The organism is Mycobacterium sp., assembly GCF_036488105.1.
GTDB lineage: Bacteria > Actinomycetota > Actinomycetes > Mycobacteriales > Mycobacteriaceae > Mycobacterium.
In genome coordinates, this window is record NZ_DASXHW010000109.1 from 20571 (window position 1) to 36714 (window position 16144).

General features: G+C 64.2%; 15 protein-coding genes and 1 pseudogene. 6 read left to right on the plus strand and 10 right to left on the minus strand.

The features are described from left to right. Positions 1-10: 10 nt before the first annotated feature. From VGH54_RS05820 to VGH54_RS05850, 7 genes are read right to left on the minus strand one after another with little or no spacing between them, the layout of a single operon-like run. Positions 11-1546, minus strand: a complete 1536-nt coding sequence (locus tag VGH54_RS05820; protein ID WP_331510987.1) for an acyl-CoA synthetase — start codon at positions 1544-1546, stop codon at positions 11-13. Between the two features lie 16 nt (positions 1547-1562). Next, positions 1563-2435 carry an enoyl-CoA hydratase-related protein gene (locus tag VGH54_RS05825; RefSeq protein WP_331510988.1) on the minus strand — a complete coding sequence of 291 codons (873 nt, stop codon included), beginning with the start codon at positions 2433-2435 and terminating at the stop codon, positions 1563-1565. 20 nt (positions 2436-2455) lie between these two features. Beyond that, on the minus strand, positions 2456-2707 hold the full coding sequence (locus VGH54_RS05830; protein ID WP_331510989.1) for a biotin/lipoyl-containing protein: 252 nt from the start codon (positions 2705-2707) through the stop codon (positions 2456-2458). Beyond that, complete coding sequence (locus VGH54_RS05835) at positions 2700-3698, minus strand: alpha-ketoacid dehydrogenase subunit beta (protein ID WP_331510990.1); 999 nt, start codon at positions 3696-3698, stop codon at positions 2700-2702. Before VGH54_RS05835 ends, VGH54_RS05830 begins: the two co-directional genes overlap by 8 nt. Before the next feature lie 4 nt (positions 3699-3702). Then, on the minus strand, positions 3703-4641 hold the full coding sequence (locus VGH54_RS05840; RefSeq protein WP_414688651.1) for a thiamine pyrophosphate-dependent dehydrogenase E1 component subunit alpha: 939 nt from the start codon (positions 4639-4641) through the stop codon (positions 3703-3705). 50 nt (positions 4642-4691) lie between these two features. After that, on the minus strand, positions 4692-5012 hold the full coding sequence (locus VGH54_RS05845) for a hypothetical protein (RefSeq protein WP_331510992.1): 321 nt from the start codon (positions 5010-5012) through the stop codon (positions 4692-4694). A 46-nt stretch (positions 5013-5058) separates the two neighbouring features. Continuing rightward, a complete protein-coding gene (locus tag VGH54_RS05850; RefSeq protein ID WP_331510993.1) occupies positions 5059-5922 on the minus strand; it encodes a mycofactocin-coupled SDR family oxidoreductase in 864 nt (287 codons plus the stop codon). A gap of 259 nt (positions 5923-6181) precedes the next feature. Between VGH54_RS05850 and VGH54_RS05855 the strand changes: the two are divergent. Together VGH54_RS05855 and htpG are read left to right on the plus strand one after the other, a co-directional pair. Beyond that, a pseudogene (locus VGH54_RS05855) lies at positions 6182-6304 on the plus strand (CoA transferase); the annotation flags it as partial. 61 nt (positions 6305-6365) lie between these two features. Then, positions 6366-8306 (plus strand): molecular chaperone HtpG, encoded by a 1941-nt coding sequence (gene htpG / locus VGH54_RS05860; RefSeq protein WP_331510994.1) that lies wholly within the window; start codon positions 6366-6368, stop codon positions 8304-8306. Here the strand turns inward: htpG and VGH54_RS05865 are convergent. Both VGH54_RS05865 and VGH54_RS05870 read right to left on the minus strand, forming a co-directional pair. Further along, on the minus strand, positions 8303-9568 hold the full coding sequence (locus VGH54_RS05865; protein WP_331510995.1) for an acyl-CoA dehydrogenase family protein: 1266 nt from the start codon (positions 9566-9568) through the stop codon (positions 8303-8305). The genes htpG and VGH54_RS05865 overlap by 4 nt on opposite strands. Beyond that, positions 9568-10710, minus strand: a complete 1143-nt coding sequence (locus VGH54_RS05870; protein ID WP_331510996.1) for an acyl-CoA dehydrogenase family protein — start codon at positions 10708-10710, stop codon at positions 9568-9570. Before VGH54_RS05870 ends, VGH54_RS05865 begins: the two co-directional genes overlap by 1 nt. A 160-nt stretch (positions 10711-10870) precedes the next feature. Between VGH54_RS05870 and VGH54_RS05875 the strand changes: the two genes are divergently transcribed. The 3 genes from VGH54_RS05875 to VGH54_RS05885 all read left to right on the plus strand — a co-directional run bounded on the left by VGH54_RS05875 (position 10871) and on the right by VGH54_RS05885 (position 13664). Next, a complete protein-coding gene (locus tag VGH54_RS05875) occupies positions 10871-11683 on the plus strand; it encodes a hypothetical protein (protein WP_331510997.1) in 813 nt (270 codons plus the stop codon). Beyond that, entirely contained in the window at positions 11680-12321 is a 642-nt protein-coding gene (locus VGH54_RS05880; protein ID WP_414688650.1) for a hypothetical protein, read from the plus strand. Before VGH54_RS05875 ends, VGH54_RS05880 begins: the two co-directional genes overlap by 4 nt. Before the next feature lie 86 nt (positions 12322-12407). Then, the gene (locus tag VGH54_RS05885; protein WP_331510998.1) at positions 12408-13664 is read left to right on the plus strand and encodes a hypothetical protein; all 1257 of its coding nucleotides are present in this window, start codon (positions 12408-12410) and stop codon (positions 13662-13664) included. Positions 13665-13718: 54 nt separating this feature from the next. On the opposite strand, the gene VGH54_RS05890 is transcribed toward VGH54_RS05885, so the two are convergent. Then, complete coding sequence (locus VGH54_RS05890) at positions 13719-15074, minus strand: HAMP domain-containing sensor histidine kinase (RefSeq protein ID WP_331511019.1); 1356 nt, start codon at positions 15072-15074, stop codon at positions 13719-13721. A gap of 301 nt (positions 15075-15375) precedes the next feature. On the opposite strand from VGH54_RS05890, the gene VGH54_RS05895 reads away from it, so the two are divergent. Beyond that, on the plus strand, positions 15376-16035 hold the full coding sequence (locus tag VGH54_RS05895) for a DedA family protein (RefSeq protein ID WP_331510999.1): 660 nt from the start codon (positions 15376-15378) through the stop codon (positions 16033-16035). Positions 16036-16144: the final 109 nt, after the last annotated feature.

The window sequence follows — 16144 nt, forward strand, 5'->3', positions numbered from 1 at the left end:
CCTTGTCAGCTCATACGATCCGTGACGCGCGCCCTTGCCAGAAGCGTTCGCGGATCCGTCTCTTGTAGAGCTTCCCGTTCGGGTCCCGCGGCAGCTCGGCGTCGAATTCGATTGTGCGCGGACATTTGTAGCCCGCGAGGTGTGTTCGGCAATACTCGACCAGTTCGGCTTCCAGCTCGGGCCCGGCCGCGACGCCGTCGACCGGCTGCACGACCGCCTTCACCTCTTCACCGAACTCCTCGTTCGGCACACCGAACACCGCCGCGTCGACGAGCTTGGGGTGCATCACCAGCAAGTTCTCCGCTTCTTGCGGGTAGATGTTCACCCCGCCGGAGACGACCATGAACGTTGATCGGTCGGTGAGGTAGAGGTAGCCATCGTCGTCGACGTAACCCATGTCCCCCAGTGAACGCCAGCCGTGCTCGTTGAAGACCGACGCGGTCTTGGCGGGATCCTTGAAGTATTCGAACTTCGGGCCGCCTTCGAAGTAGAGCTCGCCGGTCTGACCGACCGGGAGTTCTTCTCCGTCGTCGCCGACAACATGCACCGGGGACATCGGTATTCCGACCGAGCCCGGGTGGGCCAGCCACTCTTCCGGGTCGATCGTCGTGCCCGCGAATCCCTCAGTCCCGCCGTAGTATTCGTGGATGATCGGGCCGAACCAGTCCATCATCTGGTGCTTGACGTCCACCGGGCATGGCGCGGCCGCGTGGATGACGCACCGCAGGCTGGACACGTCGTATCGCCGGCGAACGGGCTCGGGAAGTTTCAGCATCCGCACGAACATCGTCGGCACGAACTGAGCATGCGTCACCCGGTGCTTCTCGATCAAGCGCAGCACGTCTTCGGCGTCGAACTTGCGCATGATGATCGCCGCAGCGCCAACACGATTGACCGCCATCGTGTAGTTCACCCCGGCGGCGTGGTACATCGGTGCCGGCGAGAGGTACACGTTCTCCGCGCTCATACCGTATTTGTGGATCAGCGCCATCTCCAGGACCGACTGCGCCCATGAACCGTTGCCGTCGGTCGGAAGTGGCCGCCGAACGGCCTTGGGCCGTCCGGTGGTGCCCGACGAGTACAGCATCTCCGACCCGTCCGTCACTGGCGGCGCATCCCCTGCGGCCGCCGTGGCCTCGTCGTAGGACTGCCAGCCCGCCAGGTTTCCGCCGACCGCGATGTGGACGTCGACAGCGGTATTCGCGGTACGCAGATGCGCGGCGAGGTCGCCCATCGACGCGTCCACGAACACCGCCTTGGCGTCGGAGTCGTCGATCACGTAGGCGACTTCATCGGGCGTGAAATGGGTGTTCACCGCGGTGTAGTAGAGCCCGGAAAGCTGGCATCCCCAGGTGATTTCGAAGAACTCCGGCCGGTTGGGCAGCACCAGCGCCACGCCGTCGCCGGGGCGCAGCCCCGAACCGTGCAGCACCGCGGCGACCCGCCGGCTTCTGGCGTGCAGCTCACCGAAGGACATCACCCCACCGTCGGACAGGATCAGCGCCGGTGACTGGCCGGCGCTGATCGCGTGATCGACGATGTTCACGAGCAGACCCGAGTGGCTAGGTGGCCGAGGCGCCGTCGTTCGATGCGGCGGCAGCGGCCTGACGCCGGGCATGCTCGGACGGCAGCACCTTGTCCTTGAACACGGTCTGGATCAGCTGCTGCACATCCTTGCTGATCGAGGCCAGCGCGACGAGGTCGTTGGAGCTCTGCCAGTGCACCCGCATGCCCATCAGCTCCCAGGCTCGCTTCAGGTTGGCCTTGGTGAGCATCAGCGTCGTCAACGGTGCCTGGGCAATGTGGCGGGCGATCGCGTCCACGCGGTCGTCCAGGTCCTCCCGCTTGACCACCTCGTTGACGAGGCCGACCTCCAGCGCCTTCTTGGCGTCGATCACCTCGGCGGTGAACAGATAGTAGGCGGCGCGGCGCCAGTTCATGAACACCCAAGGCTCGATGGAACATTCACCGGATGGCATGCCGAACCCCTGCAGGGGCGGGTAAGAGAAGTAGGCGTCCTCGGAGGCGATGACGATGTCGGTCGTCAGGCCCATGTGCGTACCGCCGCCCACACAGTAGCCGTGCACCTGGGCGATGGTGGGCTTGGAGAACTCCCACAGATTCAGGGTTGGCTTGACGAAGAGATCCGACTGCGCCTTCCACGGGTGGCCCGTCACCATGGCGTTCTCCACGAACGCCGGATAGTCGACGGCGTTGTTGCCGATCGCGTGCCCGGAGCAGAATCCCTTGCCGTTGGCCTTGAGCACCAGCACCTTGATGTCGTAGTCGCGGTCGGCATCAAGTAGTGCGGCGTCGACTTCTTCGGCCAGCTTCTGATCCTGGGCATTGGCCTTCTCGGGCCAGTTGAGGGTGATCTTCGCGATCGGCCCGTCTTTTTGGTAGATGATTCTTTCGCGGGTCTCGTTGAGATCCATTTGTTTTCGTACCCTTTCCGCTAAGAAGTGATGACGTGTGAAGTGATGACGCCGATTTCTGCGCCGATGTCGTAGGTAGTTCCGATCTGGCCCGTCCACTGCACGGTGCCGGAGGCCCCGGCCTCGATTTCCTGTTCCACTTTCTCGGTCGCGATCACGTAGATCGGCGTGCCCTCGTCCACATGCTGTCCGGCTTCAACGAGCAGATCGGTGAGCTCTGCCTCCGAGACAGCTACCGATACTCGCGGAATGCGAATGATGAAGTCAGCCATGGGCTTCCGCTCTGTCCAGGGTCCTCTGAGCGGCGGCAACGATGCGCTCCGGCGACGGATACACAGTCGCCTCCAGCGCAGGCGCGGCGGGGTTGGGGATGAACCTGGCGGCGACCCGTTCGACGGGCGCTACGAGTTCGCCGAACAGCTCGGACTGCAGGATCGCGGCGATCTCTGCTCCCGGGCCGGCGAATTGCACTGCGTCGTGGATGATTACGGCCCGGCGAGTTCGGCGCGCGGATTCGACGATCGTGTCGACGTCGAGTGGAACCAGGGTCCGCAGATCGACGACCTCTGCGCTGACGCCCTGTCCGGCCAGGGTCTCCGCCGCTGCCAGCGCGTCGTGCACGGGCCGGCCGTAGCTGATCAAGCTCACATCGGTGCCGGACCGCTTGATGTCGGCGTGGCCCAGCGGAATCCTGAAGCCCGGGTCGACGGGAACCAGCCCCTTCTTGCCCTGCAGCCGAATCGTTTCGACGAACAGGCACGGGTCCTCGTCGAAGATCGCCGACGCGAGTAGGCCTTTGCCGTCCCGCGGGGTGGACGGCACGATCACCTTCATGCCGGGGATGTGCATGAACCACGCCTCCAGGCTCTGCGAATGAGTCGCGCCGGTGGCCAGCCCGGCATAGACCTGGGTGCGGACGGTGATCGGCGCCGTGGTGCGCCCGGCGGTCATGAATCGCAGCTTGGCGGCGTTGTTGATCAGCTGGTCGGCGGCGATACCGATGAAGTCCATGATCATGATCTCGGCCACCGGCCGCATTCCGTCAATGGCCGCGCCGATCGCGGCGCCGACGATCGCCGCCTCCGATATCGGGGTGTCCAAGACTCGGTCATGGCCGTACTTCGTCGACAGGCCCGCCGTGGGACCCGACGCCCCGGGGTCGGCGATGTCCTCACCGAGCAGGAACACTCTGTCGTCGGCCTGCAACGCCTGATCCAACGCGAGGTTCAGCGCCTCGCGCATCGTCATCTCTTTGTCGTCCATGCCATTACACCGGGAACTTGATCGGGGTTGCGTACACGTCGCGGTCCAGTTCGTCGACCGTCGGGGAATCGGCACTCATCACGGTGTGCAGCGCTGCTTCGACCGTCGCAAGCGCATCGTTGTCGATGCCATCCAACTCGGCTTCGCCGCAGATGCCCGCTTCGGCGAGCTGCATGCGGAACCTCGGCACCGGGTCGGCATCCATCGCTGCGGCCAGCTGCTCCTTCGGGATGTAGGGCATCCGGTCACCGAAGTAGTGGCCCCGGAACCGGAACGTCACACACTCGATGAAGGTGGGACCGCCGCCGGAGCGGGCTCGTTGCAGCGCCTCGTCGAGAACCGATTTCACCGCCAAGGGGTCGTTGCCGTCGACGCGCACACCCGGCATGCCGTAGCCGGCCGCGCGTTCGGCGACGTGCTCGAGCTTCATGGTGTCGCGGGTAGGCGTCATCTCGGCGTAAAGATTGTTCTGGCACACGAAGACCATCGGCAGATCCCACAGCGCTGCCATGTTGGCGGCCTCGTGAAACGAGCCGGTGTTGGTCGCACCGTCGCCGAAGCTGACCACGGTGACGCGATCGAGTCCTTTGCGTTTGGCGGACATCGCCAGGCCCACCGCCACCGGCGGCCCGGCGCCAACGATGCCGGTCGACAGCATCACCCCGTTCTCCGGTTTGGCGATGTGCATGGTGCCGCCTTTACCGCGACTGGCGCCGGTCGTGCGCCCCATCATCTCGCCGTAAATCTCTTCGAGCGGCACGCCTTTGCCGATCAGATCGTGCAGTCCTCGGTAGGTGGTCACCAGCTGGTCGTCGGCCCGCAGTGCGACACCCATCGCGGCGGCGATCGCCTCCTGACCGCGCGACGGCCAGTACACACACATGAACTCTCCGGTGCCGATCCCCTTGGAGAGCCGGTCGTCGGCGGCCTTCATCAGCACCATCAACGCATAGAGGCGCTTGTGCACTTCTGCCGAGACCCCGGCGGCCGGACTCACTTTGGGTAGGAACCAATCTCTCCGTAGACCTTGGGAATTGGCGGTGTGTCCATGTTGAGCAGCTCCAGCGACGACATCTTGCCGCTGGCGCCGAGTTCCCCTAGCCGTTGGACCACTGAGTCGAGGTCGTCGCAGTCGAGCTCGTAGATGGCGATGAACGGGCCGTTGCTGTCGGTCGGCGCGAAGCGGCGCGCGGAGACGATCCCGTCGACCGAGCAGATCTCCGCCAAATGTGTGTCGTTGTACCACTTGTGGTACTCGGCCTCGCGGTCGGCCGACACCGGCATGGTCTCCAGGTAAATGATCCCTTTGGGCATCTTCACCTCTCCATTTCGCTTGCGGTGCAGTGTGATTGACCGGGCCTCAGCCGCCCGACCACGGCTTCACCTTCAGGAATCCTCCGCCGTCGACGCGGAGCTGCTGGCCGGTGATGTAGCGCGCCGCGTCGGACGCCAGGAACAGCACGGCCTCACTGATGTCCTCGGGTTCGACGTAGGGAATGGGCATCGCCTGCACCAGCGGAAAGACCGGTTCGGCATCCTCGCGGGTCGGGTTCTTCAGGTCAGGCCGAAAGGCTCGGTACATCGGTTCGCTGTGCAACATGTCGGTGTTGACGTTCGTCGGGTGCACCGCGTTCATCCGGATGGAGAACGGCGCCAGCGCACGTGCGAAGTCGTTGACGTAGTGCGCGGCAGCGATTTTCGCGAAGGCGTACCCGGCTCCTCCGGGACCGCCGTCGATGCCGGTGGTGTTCATCGACGACATGAAGGCGGCGTTGGAACCGATCACGATGATCGACGCGCCGGAGTCCAAATGCTTGAGGCTGGCGTGCACCAGATTGAGCACGCCGCCCAGGTCTACGTCGACGGCATCGGCGAAAGCCTGCGCCGGCAGGCCCGCCGTCAGCGGACAGATGCCGGCGTTGGCGACCACGATGTCGAGATGACCGAGCTCTGCGACGCCGCGGTCGACCGCCGCCGACAGTGCCGCGCGGTCGCGAACATCGGCGATCTCGGTGAAAACGCGCTGGCCCTCCTTCTCGACCAGGCGAGCGGTTTCGTCGAGGTCTTCCGGCCGGGCCAGCGGGTATTTGTTGGTTTCGATGTCTTCGCACAAGTCGATCGCGATGATGTCGGCGCCCTCGGCGGCGAGCATCCGCGCGTGCGAGCGCCCTTGTCCGCGCGCGGCTCCACTGACTACCGCGACCTTGCCTGTCACCCTGCCCATAGCCGATCCCTTCTCATGCGCTCAACAATGCGACCTACATTGGGGCTCAAGCCATTCGACATGGGGATCGTCGTCGGTGTTCGTCACGGTGGGCTCCGCAAGTGCGCTGACCCGGCCGTCGATGAGGACCGGACGAGCGTTCGACTCCATTGCTTCTCTTCCACGCGCTGCGTCATTGCAGGACAGGCTGACGAAAACCTATAGTATCTATACTACCTAAAATAGAAAAGACACCGAAAAGGGTGACCAGACGACAGGCGTGCCCAGTGGCGTCCGGGTCATCGAGCTGGCTTCGTGGACATACGTTCCGGCTGCCGGTGTCGCGTTGGCGGACTGGGGCGCCGACGTCATCAAGGTGGACAGCGTCGTGGGCGGTGGACCGTGGCCGCAACGGCGCGATCCTGTAGCCTGCCCTCGAATACCGTCTGGTGGAGGGACAGGTCATGACTTCGGGCGTCGAACAGCTGGAGTTTCAGGCCGAGGCGCGGCAACTGCTGGACCTGATGGTCCACTCGGTCTATTCCGACAAGGATGCGTTTCTGCGCGAGTTGATCTCGAACGCCTCCGATGCGCTCGACAAGCTGCGAATCGAAGCATTCCGCAACAAAGACCTGGACGTCGACACGTCTGATCTGCACATCGAGATCGACGTCGACAAGGACGCTCGCACCCTGACCATCCGCGACAACGGCATTGGCATGACCCGCGCCGAGGTGGTCGATCTGATCGGCACGCTGGCCAAATCCGGTACCGCCGAGCTGCGTCAGCAATTAAAGGAAGCGCAGAATACTAAAAACACAGCCGTCTCCGAGGAGCTGATCGGTCAGTTCGGCATCGGCTTCTACTCCACCTTCATGGTGGCTGACAAGGTCGAGCTGCTCACGCACAAGGCGGGCGACAGCGAGGCCACCAAATGGGAGTCGAGCGGCGATGGCACCTACACCATCGCCACCGTCGAGGGTGCTCCGCAAGGGACATCGGTCACCCTGCATCTCAAGCCGGCGGACGCCGAGGACGCAATCCACGACTACACCTCGGAGTGGAAGATCAGGACGCTGGTCAAGAAGTACTCCGACTTCATCGCCTGGCCGATCCGGATGCAGGTCGAGCAACGCACTCCCGCTTCGGAGGACGGCGGCGACGAGACCGTCACCACCGAGGTCCAGACGCTGAACTCGGGCAAGGCGCTGTGGGCAAGGCCCAAAGACGAGGTGTCGGACGAGGAGTACAAGGAGTTCTACAAGCACATCGCCCATGCCTGGGACGAGCCGCTCGAAGTCATCTCGATGAAGGCCGAGGGCACTTTCGAATATCAAGCCCTGCTCTTCATCCCGTCGCGAGCCCCGCTTGACTTGTACGAGCCGGACGCCTCGATCGGCGTGCAGCTCTATGTCAAACGCGTCTTCATCATGGGCGACTGCGACCAGCTGATGCCCCGATATCTGCGTTTCGTCAAGGGTGTCGTCGACGCACAGGACCTGTCGCTGAACGTTTCCCGCGAGCTCCTGCAGCAGGACCGGCAGATCAACGCGATCCGGCGGCGGTTGACCAAGAAGGTCCTGTCGACCATCAAGGATCTGCAGTCCCAGCGGCCGGACGACTATCGCACATTCTGGGGCGAGTTCGGCAAGGTCCTCAAAGAAGGATTGATGCGGGACTTCGACAACCAGGAGGCGCTGCTGGAGATCTCGTCGTTCGCCTCGACGCACAGCGAGGAGCAACTGACCACCCTGGCCGAGTATGTCGGGCGGATGAAAGAAGGCCAGCGACAGATCTTCTACGCCACCGGCGAATCACCACAGCAGATCCTGAACACGCCGCACCTCGAAGCGTTCAAAGCGAAGGGCTATGAGGTGCTCCTGCTCTCCGACACGGTCGACGAGATCTGGTTGGGATCGGTGACCGAGTTCGACGGTAAGCCCCTGCAGTCGGTGGCCATGGGCGACGTGGACCTCGACTCCGAGGAAGAAAAGGCGGCACACGAGGCCGAACGTAAAGAACAGGAACAGGATTTCGCCGATCTGCTGACCTGGCTGACCGAGACGCTGAGCGAGCACGTCAAGGAAGTGCGGCTATCCACCCGCCTGACCGACTCGCCGGCCTGCCTGATCACGGACGCCTTCGGCGTGACTCCGTCACTGGCCCGCATCTACCGGGCCACCGGGCAGGATATCCCGGTCGGCAAGCGGACGTTGGAACTCAACCCGAACCACCCGCTCATCACCGGCCTGCAGCAGGCCCACAAAGACCGCGGCGACGATCCGGCGAATGGCGAAACTGCCGAATTACTCTATGGTGCAGCACTTCTCGCCGAAGGTAACGCGCCTGAAGATCCGGCGCGGTTCGCCGAATTGTTGACGCACCGGCTGGCGCGGACGGTTTAGCGCCCGACCTTCCCGTGCTTGACCTGATTGAACGGCACGCCGCGGTCGGCGGCGTACTCGCGAGGGAAATTCAACACCCGCTCGCCGATGACGTTGCGGGCCAACTCGCTGGTGCCGCCGCCAATACAAACCGTTTGTCGGGCGAGATAGCGCAGACCGGTCTCCAGGCCCTCCCCGTCGGCGCCGACGACTCCCGCCGTTCCGGTGATCGCCAATCCGGCGTCCATCTCCAAAGTTACTGTCTCGGCGTGAAATAGCCGCAGCAGCGTACCCGCGGCGGGCGGCAGCGTGCCGTCGTTGACGCTGCGGAAGACGTGGGCGCCCAGTTGGTCACTGACCGCCCGGTGCACCAGTGCGCGTCCGGCGATCTGGCGCACTCGTTCGTTGTCGGCTTGTCCGGTCTTCTCGGCGAGCCGCATGTAGTTCACCGGGGTCGATCGGCCGCCCTCGCTGCCGCTGCCGCTGGCGAATTCCGAGCCCATGCCCACCGCGCGGCGCTCGTGATAGAGCTGGCGCGAAGCCACCGACCACCCGTCGTTGACCTCGCCGACGACCGCATCGTCACCGACATTGACGTTATCGAGGAACTCCTCGCAGAATTCCGTGGATCCATTCAGCTGAGTGATGCGCCGCAACGTGATTCCGGGATGCTTGATCGGCACCAAAAACATGGTCAGGCCGTCGTGCTTGGGCACATCCCAATTGGTGCGGGCCAGGCACAGGCCATAATCGGCACCGAATGCGCTGGTGCTCCACGTCTTTGCGCCGTTGAGCACCCAGTGGTCACCGTCGCGCTCTGCGCGAGTGAGCACACCCGCGAGGTCTGAGCCGCCGCTGGGCTCGGACAACAGCTGAACCAATATCTCGTCACCCCGCAGCGCGGCGCCGATGTGCTGACGCTTCTGTTCCTCGCTGGCGGTGTCGAGCAAGGTCGCGCAGCAGATGGTGAACGTCGGCGTGTTGAGGATCAGCGGCATCTCATAGCTGAGGCTTTCGTCGTTGAACGCCTTTTGGTACTCGTAGTCCAGACCCAGGCCGCCGTACTCGCGCGGAAAGCAGATCCCGGCGAATCCGCCTTCATAGAGGCGCTTTTGGAGTTCGCGAGCGCGTAGCCAGCAACGCTCCTCGTCGCGATGAGCTGCCGGCGGGTGCGCTGGATCGATGGGCGGCATGTTCTCGGCCAGCCAGGCTTGCGCCCGAGCCCGGAAGTCATCGATCGATTCGGGCTCGGCGACAGCGTCGGAGCGATACGTCTCGGTCATCAGGCGGACCTCGGCGCCTGCTGCCCCGCCTCCTGCAACTGGTACACCCGCAGGTTGTGTTCTTCGGGCGTCCCGAACATGGACCGATACAGCGCAGCCCGCCGCAGGTAGACGTGCAGGTCGTGCTCCCACGTCACGCCGATTCCGCCGTGCATCTGCACGCAGGCCTGGATGATCTCGGTGGACATCTCCCCGACGTAGGACTTGGCAATGCTGGCCGACAAGGCGGCATCCGGCGAGCGGTCGGAGATGGCTGCCACCGCCGCGGAAGTTGTAGCCCGGCAAGCTTCCAGCCACATCTTCATATCGGCGAAGCGGTGCTTGAGCGCCTGATAGGACGCCAGCGGGCGGCCAAAACTGTGCCGATCCAACGCCCAGGCCACAGTGAAGTCGAAAACGGTCTGCAGAATGCCGACCACTTCGGCGCACTGCAGCACCTGGGCGATCTGGCTTTGCCGGTCGATCAACTCGGCGGTGCCGTCGATCGCCGCGCTGTGGTCGATCTCGACCCCGTCGAAATGCACGCGGGCGTACTGCTTCACCAAATCGATCGACTGCTGCGGCTCTATGCGCACACCCGCTGTGTCGGCCGGCACCAGAAATTGGCGTACGCCGTCGTCGATCCGCGCCACCACGAGCAGAAGGCTGCTCTGCGCGCCGGCCTCCACACGGTCTTTGACACCGTCGATGCGGTAACCGGAATCGGTCGCCGTCGCGGTGAGCGCCGGCTCATGGGGTGCCCAACCCTGCCCGGGTTCGTATACCGCCCACGACGCGACGGTCTCCCCGGCGATCAGCGCCTCGATCGTCGCCGCGTGCGATTGCGGGTCGGCGGAATCCACCAGCCCGGCCAACACCGTGCTGACCGGATACAACGGGCCGGGAGCCACCGTCTTGCCGAGTTGTTCAGCGACCATCGCCAGATCAGCCACACCGTCGCCCGAGACGCTGCCGCCGCCGAGTTCCTCGGGGACCAGCAACGCCGTCCACCCGAGCTCGGCGGCGCGCTGCCACCAGTCCGGCTCGAACGAGACACCTTGAGCGTGCAGCTCCCGCACCCGGGTCAGCGGAACCTCTTTTTGCAGAAATGCTTGGGTGGTGGACGCGAAGAGTATCTTTTCGGGGGAATCGACGGCAGTCATGATGTTGGCTAAGACCTTCCTGGCCTTCCTTCACCGTTGCGGATGAAGGCCCGGCGTGTGTCCCAGTCGGTGGTCGCTGGTGACCCGATGGTAGCAATGAGCAATACAGTAAGAGATACCGGAGTTCAGTCGATAATGACGTTGAGGAGCCGCGGTCGCCATGGCTGACCCGGGAAAAGGGCCGCAGGATCCCGACAAGGCGAAGGCGGACGCGCTCGCATTGGCCGAGCAAGCCGAGGCCGAAGCCGCTGAGGCTGAGGCGCTCGCCGCAGCCGCCCGCGCGCGAGCTCTCGCCATCAAGTTGCGGCGCGAAGCGCAGGCAACAGCTGACGAAGAGGCCGAGGCAGCCACCGCGGACGCCGACGACGCCGACGAAAGGGCCGACGAGACTTCCGAAGCGCCCGAGGCCACCGAGACCGTGGAGACTGCGGAAGCCCCCGCGCCGACCGACACGGCAGAACCCGAGCCGGCCCGCCGCCGGCTACGGGCGCCGAAGTTGGCCGTGGCGCTGACCATCGCCGCGGTTGTCGCCATCTGCGCATTGCTCGGAGTCAGCGGCTGGATGGGCTGGCATCACCACAACGTCGTGCAGGAGCGGCAGCGCGCCGCGGCCTACATCGCCGCCGCCCGGCAAGGTGTGGTCAACCTGACGTCGCTGGATTTCAACAAGGCCAAGGAAGACGTCCAGCGCGTACTCGACACCGCCACCGGCGCATTCAGAGATGACTTCCAAAAGCGTGCAGAGGATTTCGAGTCGGTGGTGAAGGATTCCAAGGCAGTGACCGAAGGATCGGTGTCGGCCGCGGCGGTCGAGTCGATGAACAACGATTCCGCCGTCGTTCTGGTGCTGGCCAACGAGCGAGTCACCAATATCGCCGGCGCCAAGGATCAACCGCGGACGTTCCGGTTCCGGGTCTCGGTGGTGCACGACGGCGATCAGCTGAAGCTGTCGAAAGTGGAGTTCGTGCTGTGAGCGCCGACGACGAAACCGCGCCCGACGTCGAGCCCACCGACGAGGCCGAGATCGACACCGCGACCGATGACACAGACGAAGACTCGGCCGCGGCCGAAATCGACAAGGCCACGGACAGCGCCGACAGCTCGTCTGCGGCCCGGCGACGCCTCATCACCATCCCGCTCATTCCGGTAGCGCTGGTGTTGGGCCTACTGGCGGCCGGTGGGCTGACCGGATGGCTGTACTTCACCCAGCTTCGGCCAGATACGCAGACCGACCCCGCGGTCGCACAGAGCGCGATCAACGCGGCCCGCGATGGCACCGTGGCCTTGCTGTCCTACAAGCCCGACACCCTCAATCGGGACTTCGCCGCGGCCAGGTCGCACCTCACCGGCGACTTCCTGAACTACTACGACCAGTTCACCAAAGAGGTCGTGACGCCGGCCGCCCAGTCCAAGGCGGTGGCGACCACCGCTCAGGTCGTGGGCGCGGCCGCCTCAGAGCTGCACCCGAATTCGGCGGTCGTGCTGGTCTTCGTCAACCAGGTGACCACCAGCAAGGAACGGCCGGATCCGGCGATGGCGTCCAGCAGCGTGCTGGTGTCGTTGACCAAGGTGCACGGGGACTGGCTGATCACCAAGTTCGATCCGGTCTAGCGGACCGCAGGACGCCAGGTGATCGGTGCGAAGGGCCGCCATTCATTTCAGCGTCGGTTCAGCATGTGGTCTATACCGTCGAGCGCGTGACCGACACAGCACCCAAAGCGGGCCGCCGACGACGCGTGATGCTGAGCAAAGTCCCAGAAGTCACCATCTGGTTCTGGATCATCAAGATCCTTTGCACCACGGTTGGTGAGAGTTTCGCGGACTGGATCAATGTGGGTTTAGGTTTAGGCCTCAATATCACCGCACTCATCTTCAGTGTCGCGCTCGCCCTCGTACTGGGAATCCAGTTGCGTCTCAACCGCTATGTGCCCGTCGTGTACTGGCTGACCGTCGTCGTGCTCAGCGTGGCCGGTACGCTCTACACCGACATCCTCACCGACAGCCTGCGGATACCGCTGGCGGCTACCACGAGCGTTTTCGCGGTGGTCTTGGCGGCAGTGTTCGGCGTGTGGTTCGCCCGGGAACGAACGCTGTCGATCCACAGCATCGTCACCGTGCCGCGTGAACGGTTCTACTGGTTGGCAGTCCTGGTCACCTTCGCGCTGGGGACGGCTGTCGGCGACTGGACACTGCAACTCACCGGTTGGGAACGCGGCGTTTCAGTCCTGTTGCCCGCAGGCCTAATCGTTATGATCATCGTCGGTTGGCGCCTTGGCGCCAACGCCGTGCTGTCCTTCTGGCTCGCTTATATCCTGACCCGTCCGCTGGGCGCCAACCTGGGTGACTGGTTCGCCTCCCCCGTCGGCGATGGTGGGCTCGGGCTGGGCTACGGCATCACCAGTGTGATCTTCCTCGTCGCTATCTTCGGCTCGGTCGGCTACCTCACGCTGTCGCGGGCCGACGTAATCGAGGCAACTCACCGCCATGACGCCTCGGCCGTCGTCAGCCGTCCCGCGCGGGAGAAGGCCATGCTCGGCTACTACGCGGTCGTGGCCGTGGCCACCGTTGTGCTGCTCGTCTGGGCGGCCGGGCAGCCGCACACCGCTGCCACGGCTGGCAGTGAGGAGGAGGTCAGTCCACCCCCGGCATCGGGCACCCTACCAACGCAGGCCAGCGCCACGTTCCCGCCGGGGGAGATCGCGAAGTTCCGGGAGATCACGCACGACACCTTGGCGAAGGTGCAGGCCGGTGATCGGGTCGGCGCCGCCCACCGGATTAGAGACCTCGAGACCGCGTGGGATGACGATCAGGCCACGTTGCAGCCGATGAACTCCAATGCGTGGTCGATACTCGACGGTCAGATCGACGCGGCGCTCAAGGCACTGCGCACCATCAGGCCCGACCCAAGAGCCCAAATAGAGACATTGACAACGTTATTGGCCAATCTGCGCTGAGGATGGCACGAGATGTCGGGGGCACGATTCGTTTCATTTGCGGCGCTACATCTTTCACTTCACCGATGACAGGGTTACGGTCACGATCGTTCCGCCGCCGGGCCGGTCGTCGATGCTGACGGTTCCTTTGTGGGATGCGACGATCTCGGCGACAATTGCCAGTCCGAGGCCCGTACCGCCGCCGTCGCGGGACCGGTCGGGGTCCAGCCGGACGAACCGGTCGAAGACCCGAGTCCTGTCCTGGGCGGGAATTCCTGGCCCGTCATCGGCAACACTGAGCACGGCTGCGGTCTTGCGGTGCTTCACCACGATTTCCACGGTCGACTTGGCGTACCAAACGGCGTTGTTAAGCAGGTTGCGCAAGACTCGGGCGATGCCGCCAAGATCGCCGGTGAGCGTCGCAGCCTCGGTGTGCAGACGGATGTCCAAGTCGGTCTCGTGTCGGAGCCGATCCGCCTCGGCTTCGGCTAAGACGTCGAGGTCTATTTCGTCGTTCCGCAGAACGAGTCCGCGTTCGTCGGCACGCGCGAGCAGCAGGAGGTCTTCGACGAGTGCCTGCATGCGTTGTGTCTCTGGGATGAGGGTTCCGCTGGTGAGCTCGTCGTCGAGGGCTTCCGGATAGTCCTGCGCAACTTCGAGCGCTGAGAGAATGCTGGCCAACGGGCTGCGAAGTTCGTGGGATGCATCGCCGACGAACCGACGTTGCGCGTCGTGGCCGGATTCAACGCGTGCGAGCATTTCGTTCATCGTCGTCGCCAGCGCCGAAATTTCGTCGGTTTGTGGTGGCACCGGTACGCGTTGGGAAAGCCCGGATGCGGAGATTTCGGAGACGCGCGACCGGATGGCCTCCACCGAGCGCAGGGAACGTTTCACCAAGCGGAAGTTCGCCATTGCCGCCACGCCGGTGATGATCGCTGCAGCGATCGCCAACAGCAGCGCTACCGTGGCGACGGTGTGCTCGGCGGATTCGCTGCCGGCACCGACGATGACGGTGTAAGTGCCGGTCGCGGTGTGAGCGGTCTGGCCACTCAAGCGCATGTCGTTGTTGGGCGAGAGGTCGTCGGAGATCCCGGCCCGAAGCGACATACCGAACCAGCTCACCGGAAGCAGGGGTGTATCCGGTGCGGATGCCGATCGTCGGATGACCTTGCCATCGCTGCCGATGACTTGGACCGCACGTATGCGTTGATCCCCGGCGAGCAAGCTGTTGTCGAGGTCGGCGGCGGGTTCGAAACCGAGGGCGGCGACTGTGTCGCGAACCCGTCCCGCCGCGGCATCGTCGACGCTGGACAGCAGTGATCGGTTCAAGACAAACAGAAGTCCCGCGCCGGTAACGAGGCTGGCGACCAGCACCACCGATGCACAGACGATCGCCGAGCGTGTCGAGATTCCCCAATTGGCAGGGCGCAGCCTGTAGGACCGTGCGGACCACCTTCGTGGGTGGTCGGCCTTGGCCGCATGTGCACTGCTGTTCACGATGAAACCTTAAGGGTTGCTTGTCGATCCCAGAGGGGTTCTCCTGGTGTCGGAGGCCGCGTCAGAGTACGCCGCGTGGCAAGACACACATCGGCGGTGATTGCCGGCTCGAGCGGGGGCAATGAGCGAGGCACCGCTGAAGGTTCTGATGTCGGCGGCTGCACCTTCAGCGTCACTTCAGCGATGCTCGATCACCCTTGAGCCGAAGGGCCCATCGCGACGAGAAGGGCACGCGGTGCAGGATCTGATCGCGACCTACGGACTGTTGGCAGTCTTGGTGCTGATGGCAGCCGAATCGGCTTGTATCCCGGTGCCGTCAGAGGTGACGATGCTCTTCGCCGGAGCGTTAGCCGCGGGAGCCGAGAGCGGCCCGCATCCGAGCCTGGCGGCGGTGATCTTGGCAGGCACATTCGGCAACGTCGTAGGCAGCTATCTTGCATGGCTGATGGGCAAGCACGGTGGCCGATCCGGGCTGCGCCGTTGGGGACGCTATGTGGGGGTACGACCTCGAGAGATCGACAAAGCCCAAGACTGGTTCGATCGATGTGGAGCATCGGCGGTGTTCTGGTCGAGGCTGTTGCCAGGCATCAGAACCTTCATCTCTCTTCCCGCCGGTATCGCCGAGATGTCTCCTGTGCGATTCGGCCTCTACACGGCGGCCGGTTGCCTGCCGTGGACCGCGGTACTGGCCATCGTCGGATACGGCATCGGTGCGAATTGGCACAGGGCTGAACGCGCATTGCACGGTCCCAGCCTCGCCATCGCCGTCGTGGTCTCCATGGCGATCGGCATCTGGGTCTTACTAGCCATCCGCCGTAGCCGACGCGAAAGCGCAGGCGAAGCGGTCAGTTCGATGGACCTTCGGACAAATGTCGATGCGCGGGACGGGTCGTGATGCACTGGACGGAGAATTTTTCCAGCCGCCAGGATGGGGCCAGTGTGTGCGCTCGATGATGGCGACGCCTTCCGAAGCGAATACGCTATCTCAAGTCGCAGCGCCGGTT

Bases quoted from the DNA above. Each gene is read 5' to 3' on its own strand.
- VGH54_RS05825 (WP_331510988.1), bottom strand. From the start codon at position 2,435: ATGGATCTCAACGAGACCCGCGAAAGAATCATCTACCAAAAAGACGGG.
- VGH54_RS05830 (WP_331510989.1), bottom strand. From the start codon at position 2,707: ATGGCTGACTTCATCATTCGCATTCCGCGAGTATCGGTAGCTGTCTCG.
- VGH54_RS05835 (WP_331510990.1), bottom strand. From the start codon at position 3,698: ATGGACGACAAAGAGATGACGATGCGCGAGGCGCTGAACCTCGCGTTG.
- VGH54_RS05840 (WP_414688651.1), bottom strand. From the start codon at position 4,641: ATGGTGCTGATGAAGGCCGCCGACGACCGGCTCTCCAAGGGGATCGGC.
- VGH54_RS05845 (WP_331510992.1), bottom strand. From the start codon at position 5,012: ATGCCCAAAGGGATCATTTACCTGGAGACCATGCCGGTGTCGGCCGAC.
- VGH54_RS05850 (WP_331510993.1), bottom strand. From the start codon at position 5,922: ATGGGCAGGGTGACAGGCAAGGTCGCGGTAGTCAGTGGAGCCGCGCGC.
- htpG (WP_331510994.1), top strand. From the start codon at position 6,366: ATGACTTCGGGCGTCGAACAGCTGGAGTTTCAGGCCGAGGCGCGGCAA.
- VGH54_RS05865 (WP_331510995.1), bottom strand. From the start codon at position 9,568: ATGACCGAGACGTATCGCTCCGACGCTGTCGCCGAGCCCGAATCGATC.
- VGH54_RS05870 (WP_331510996.1), bottom strand. From the start codon at position 10,710: ATGACTGCCGTCGATTCCCCCGAAAAGATACTCTTCGCGTCCACCACC.
- VGH54_RS05875 (WP_331510997.1), top strand. From the start codon at position 10,871: ATGGCTGACCCGGGAAAAGGGCCGCAGGATCCCGACAAGGCGAAGGCG.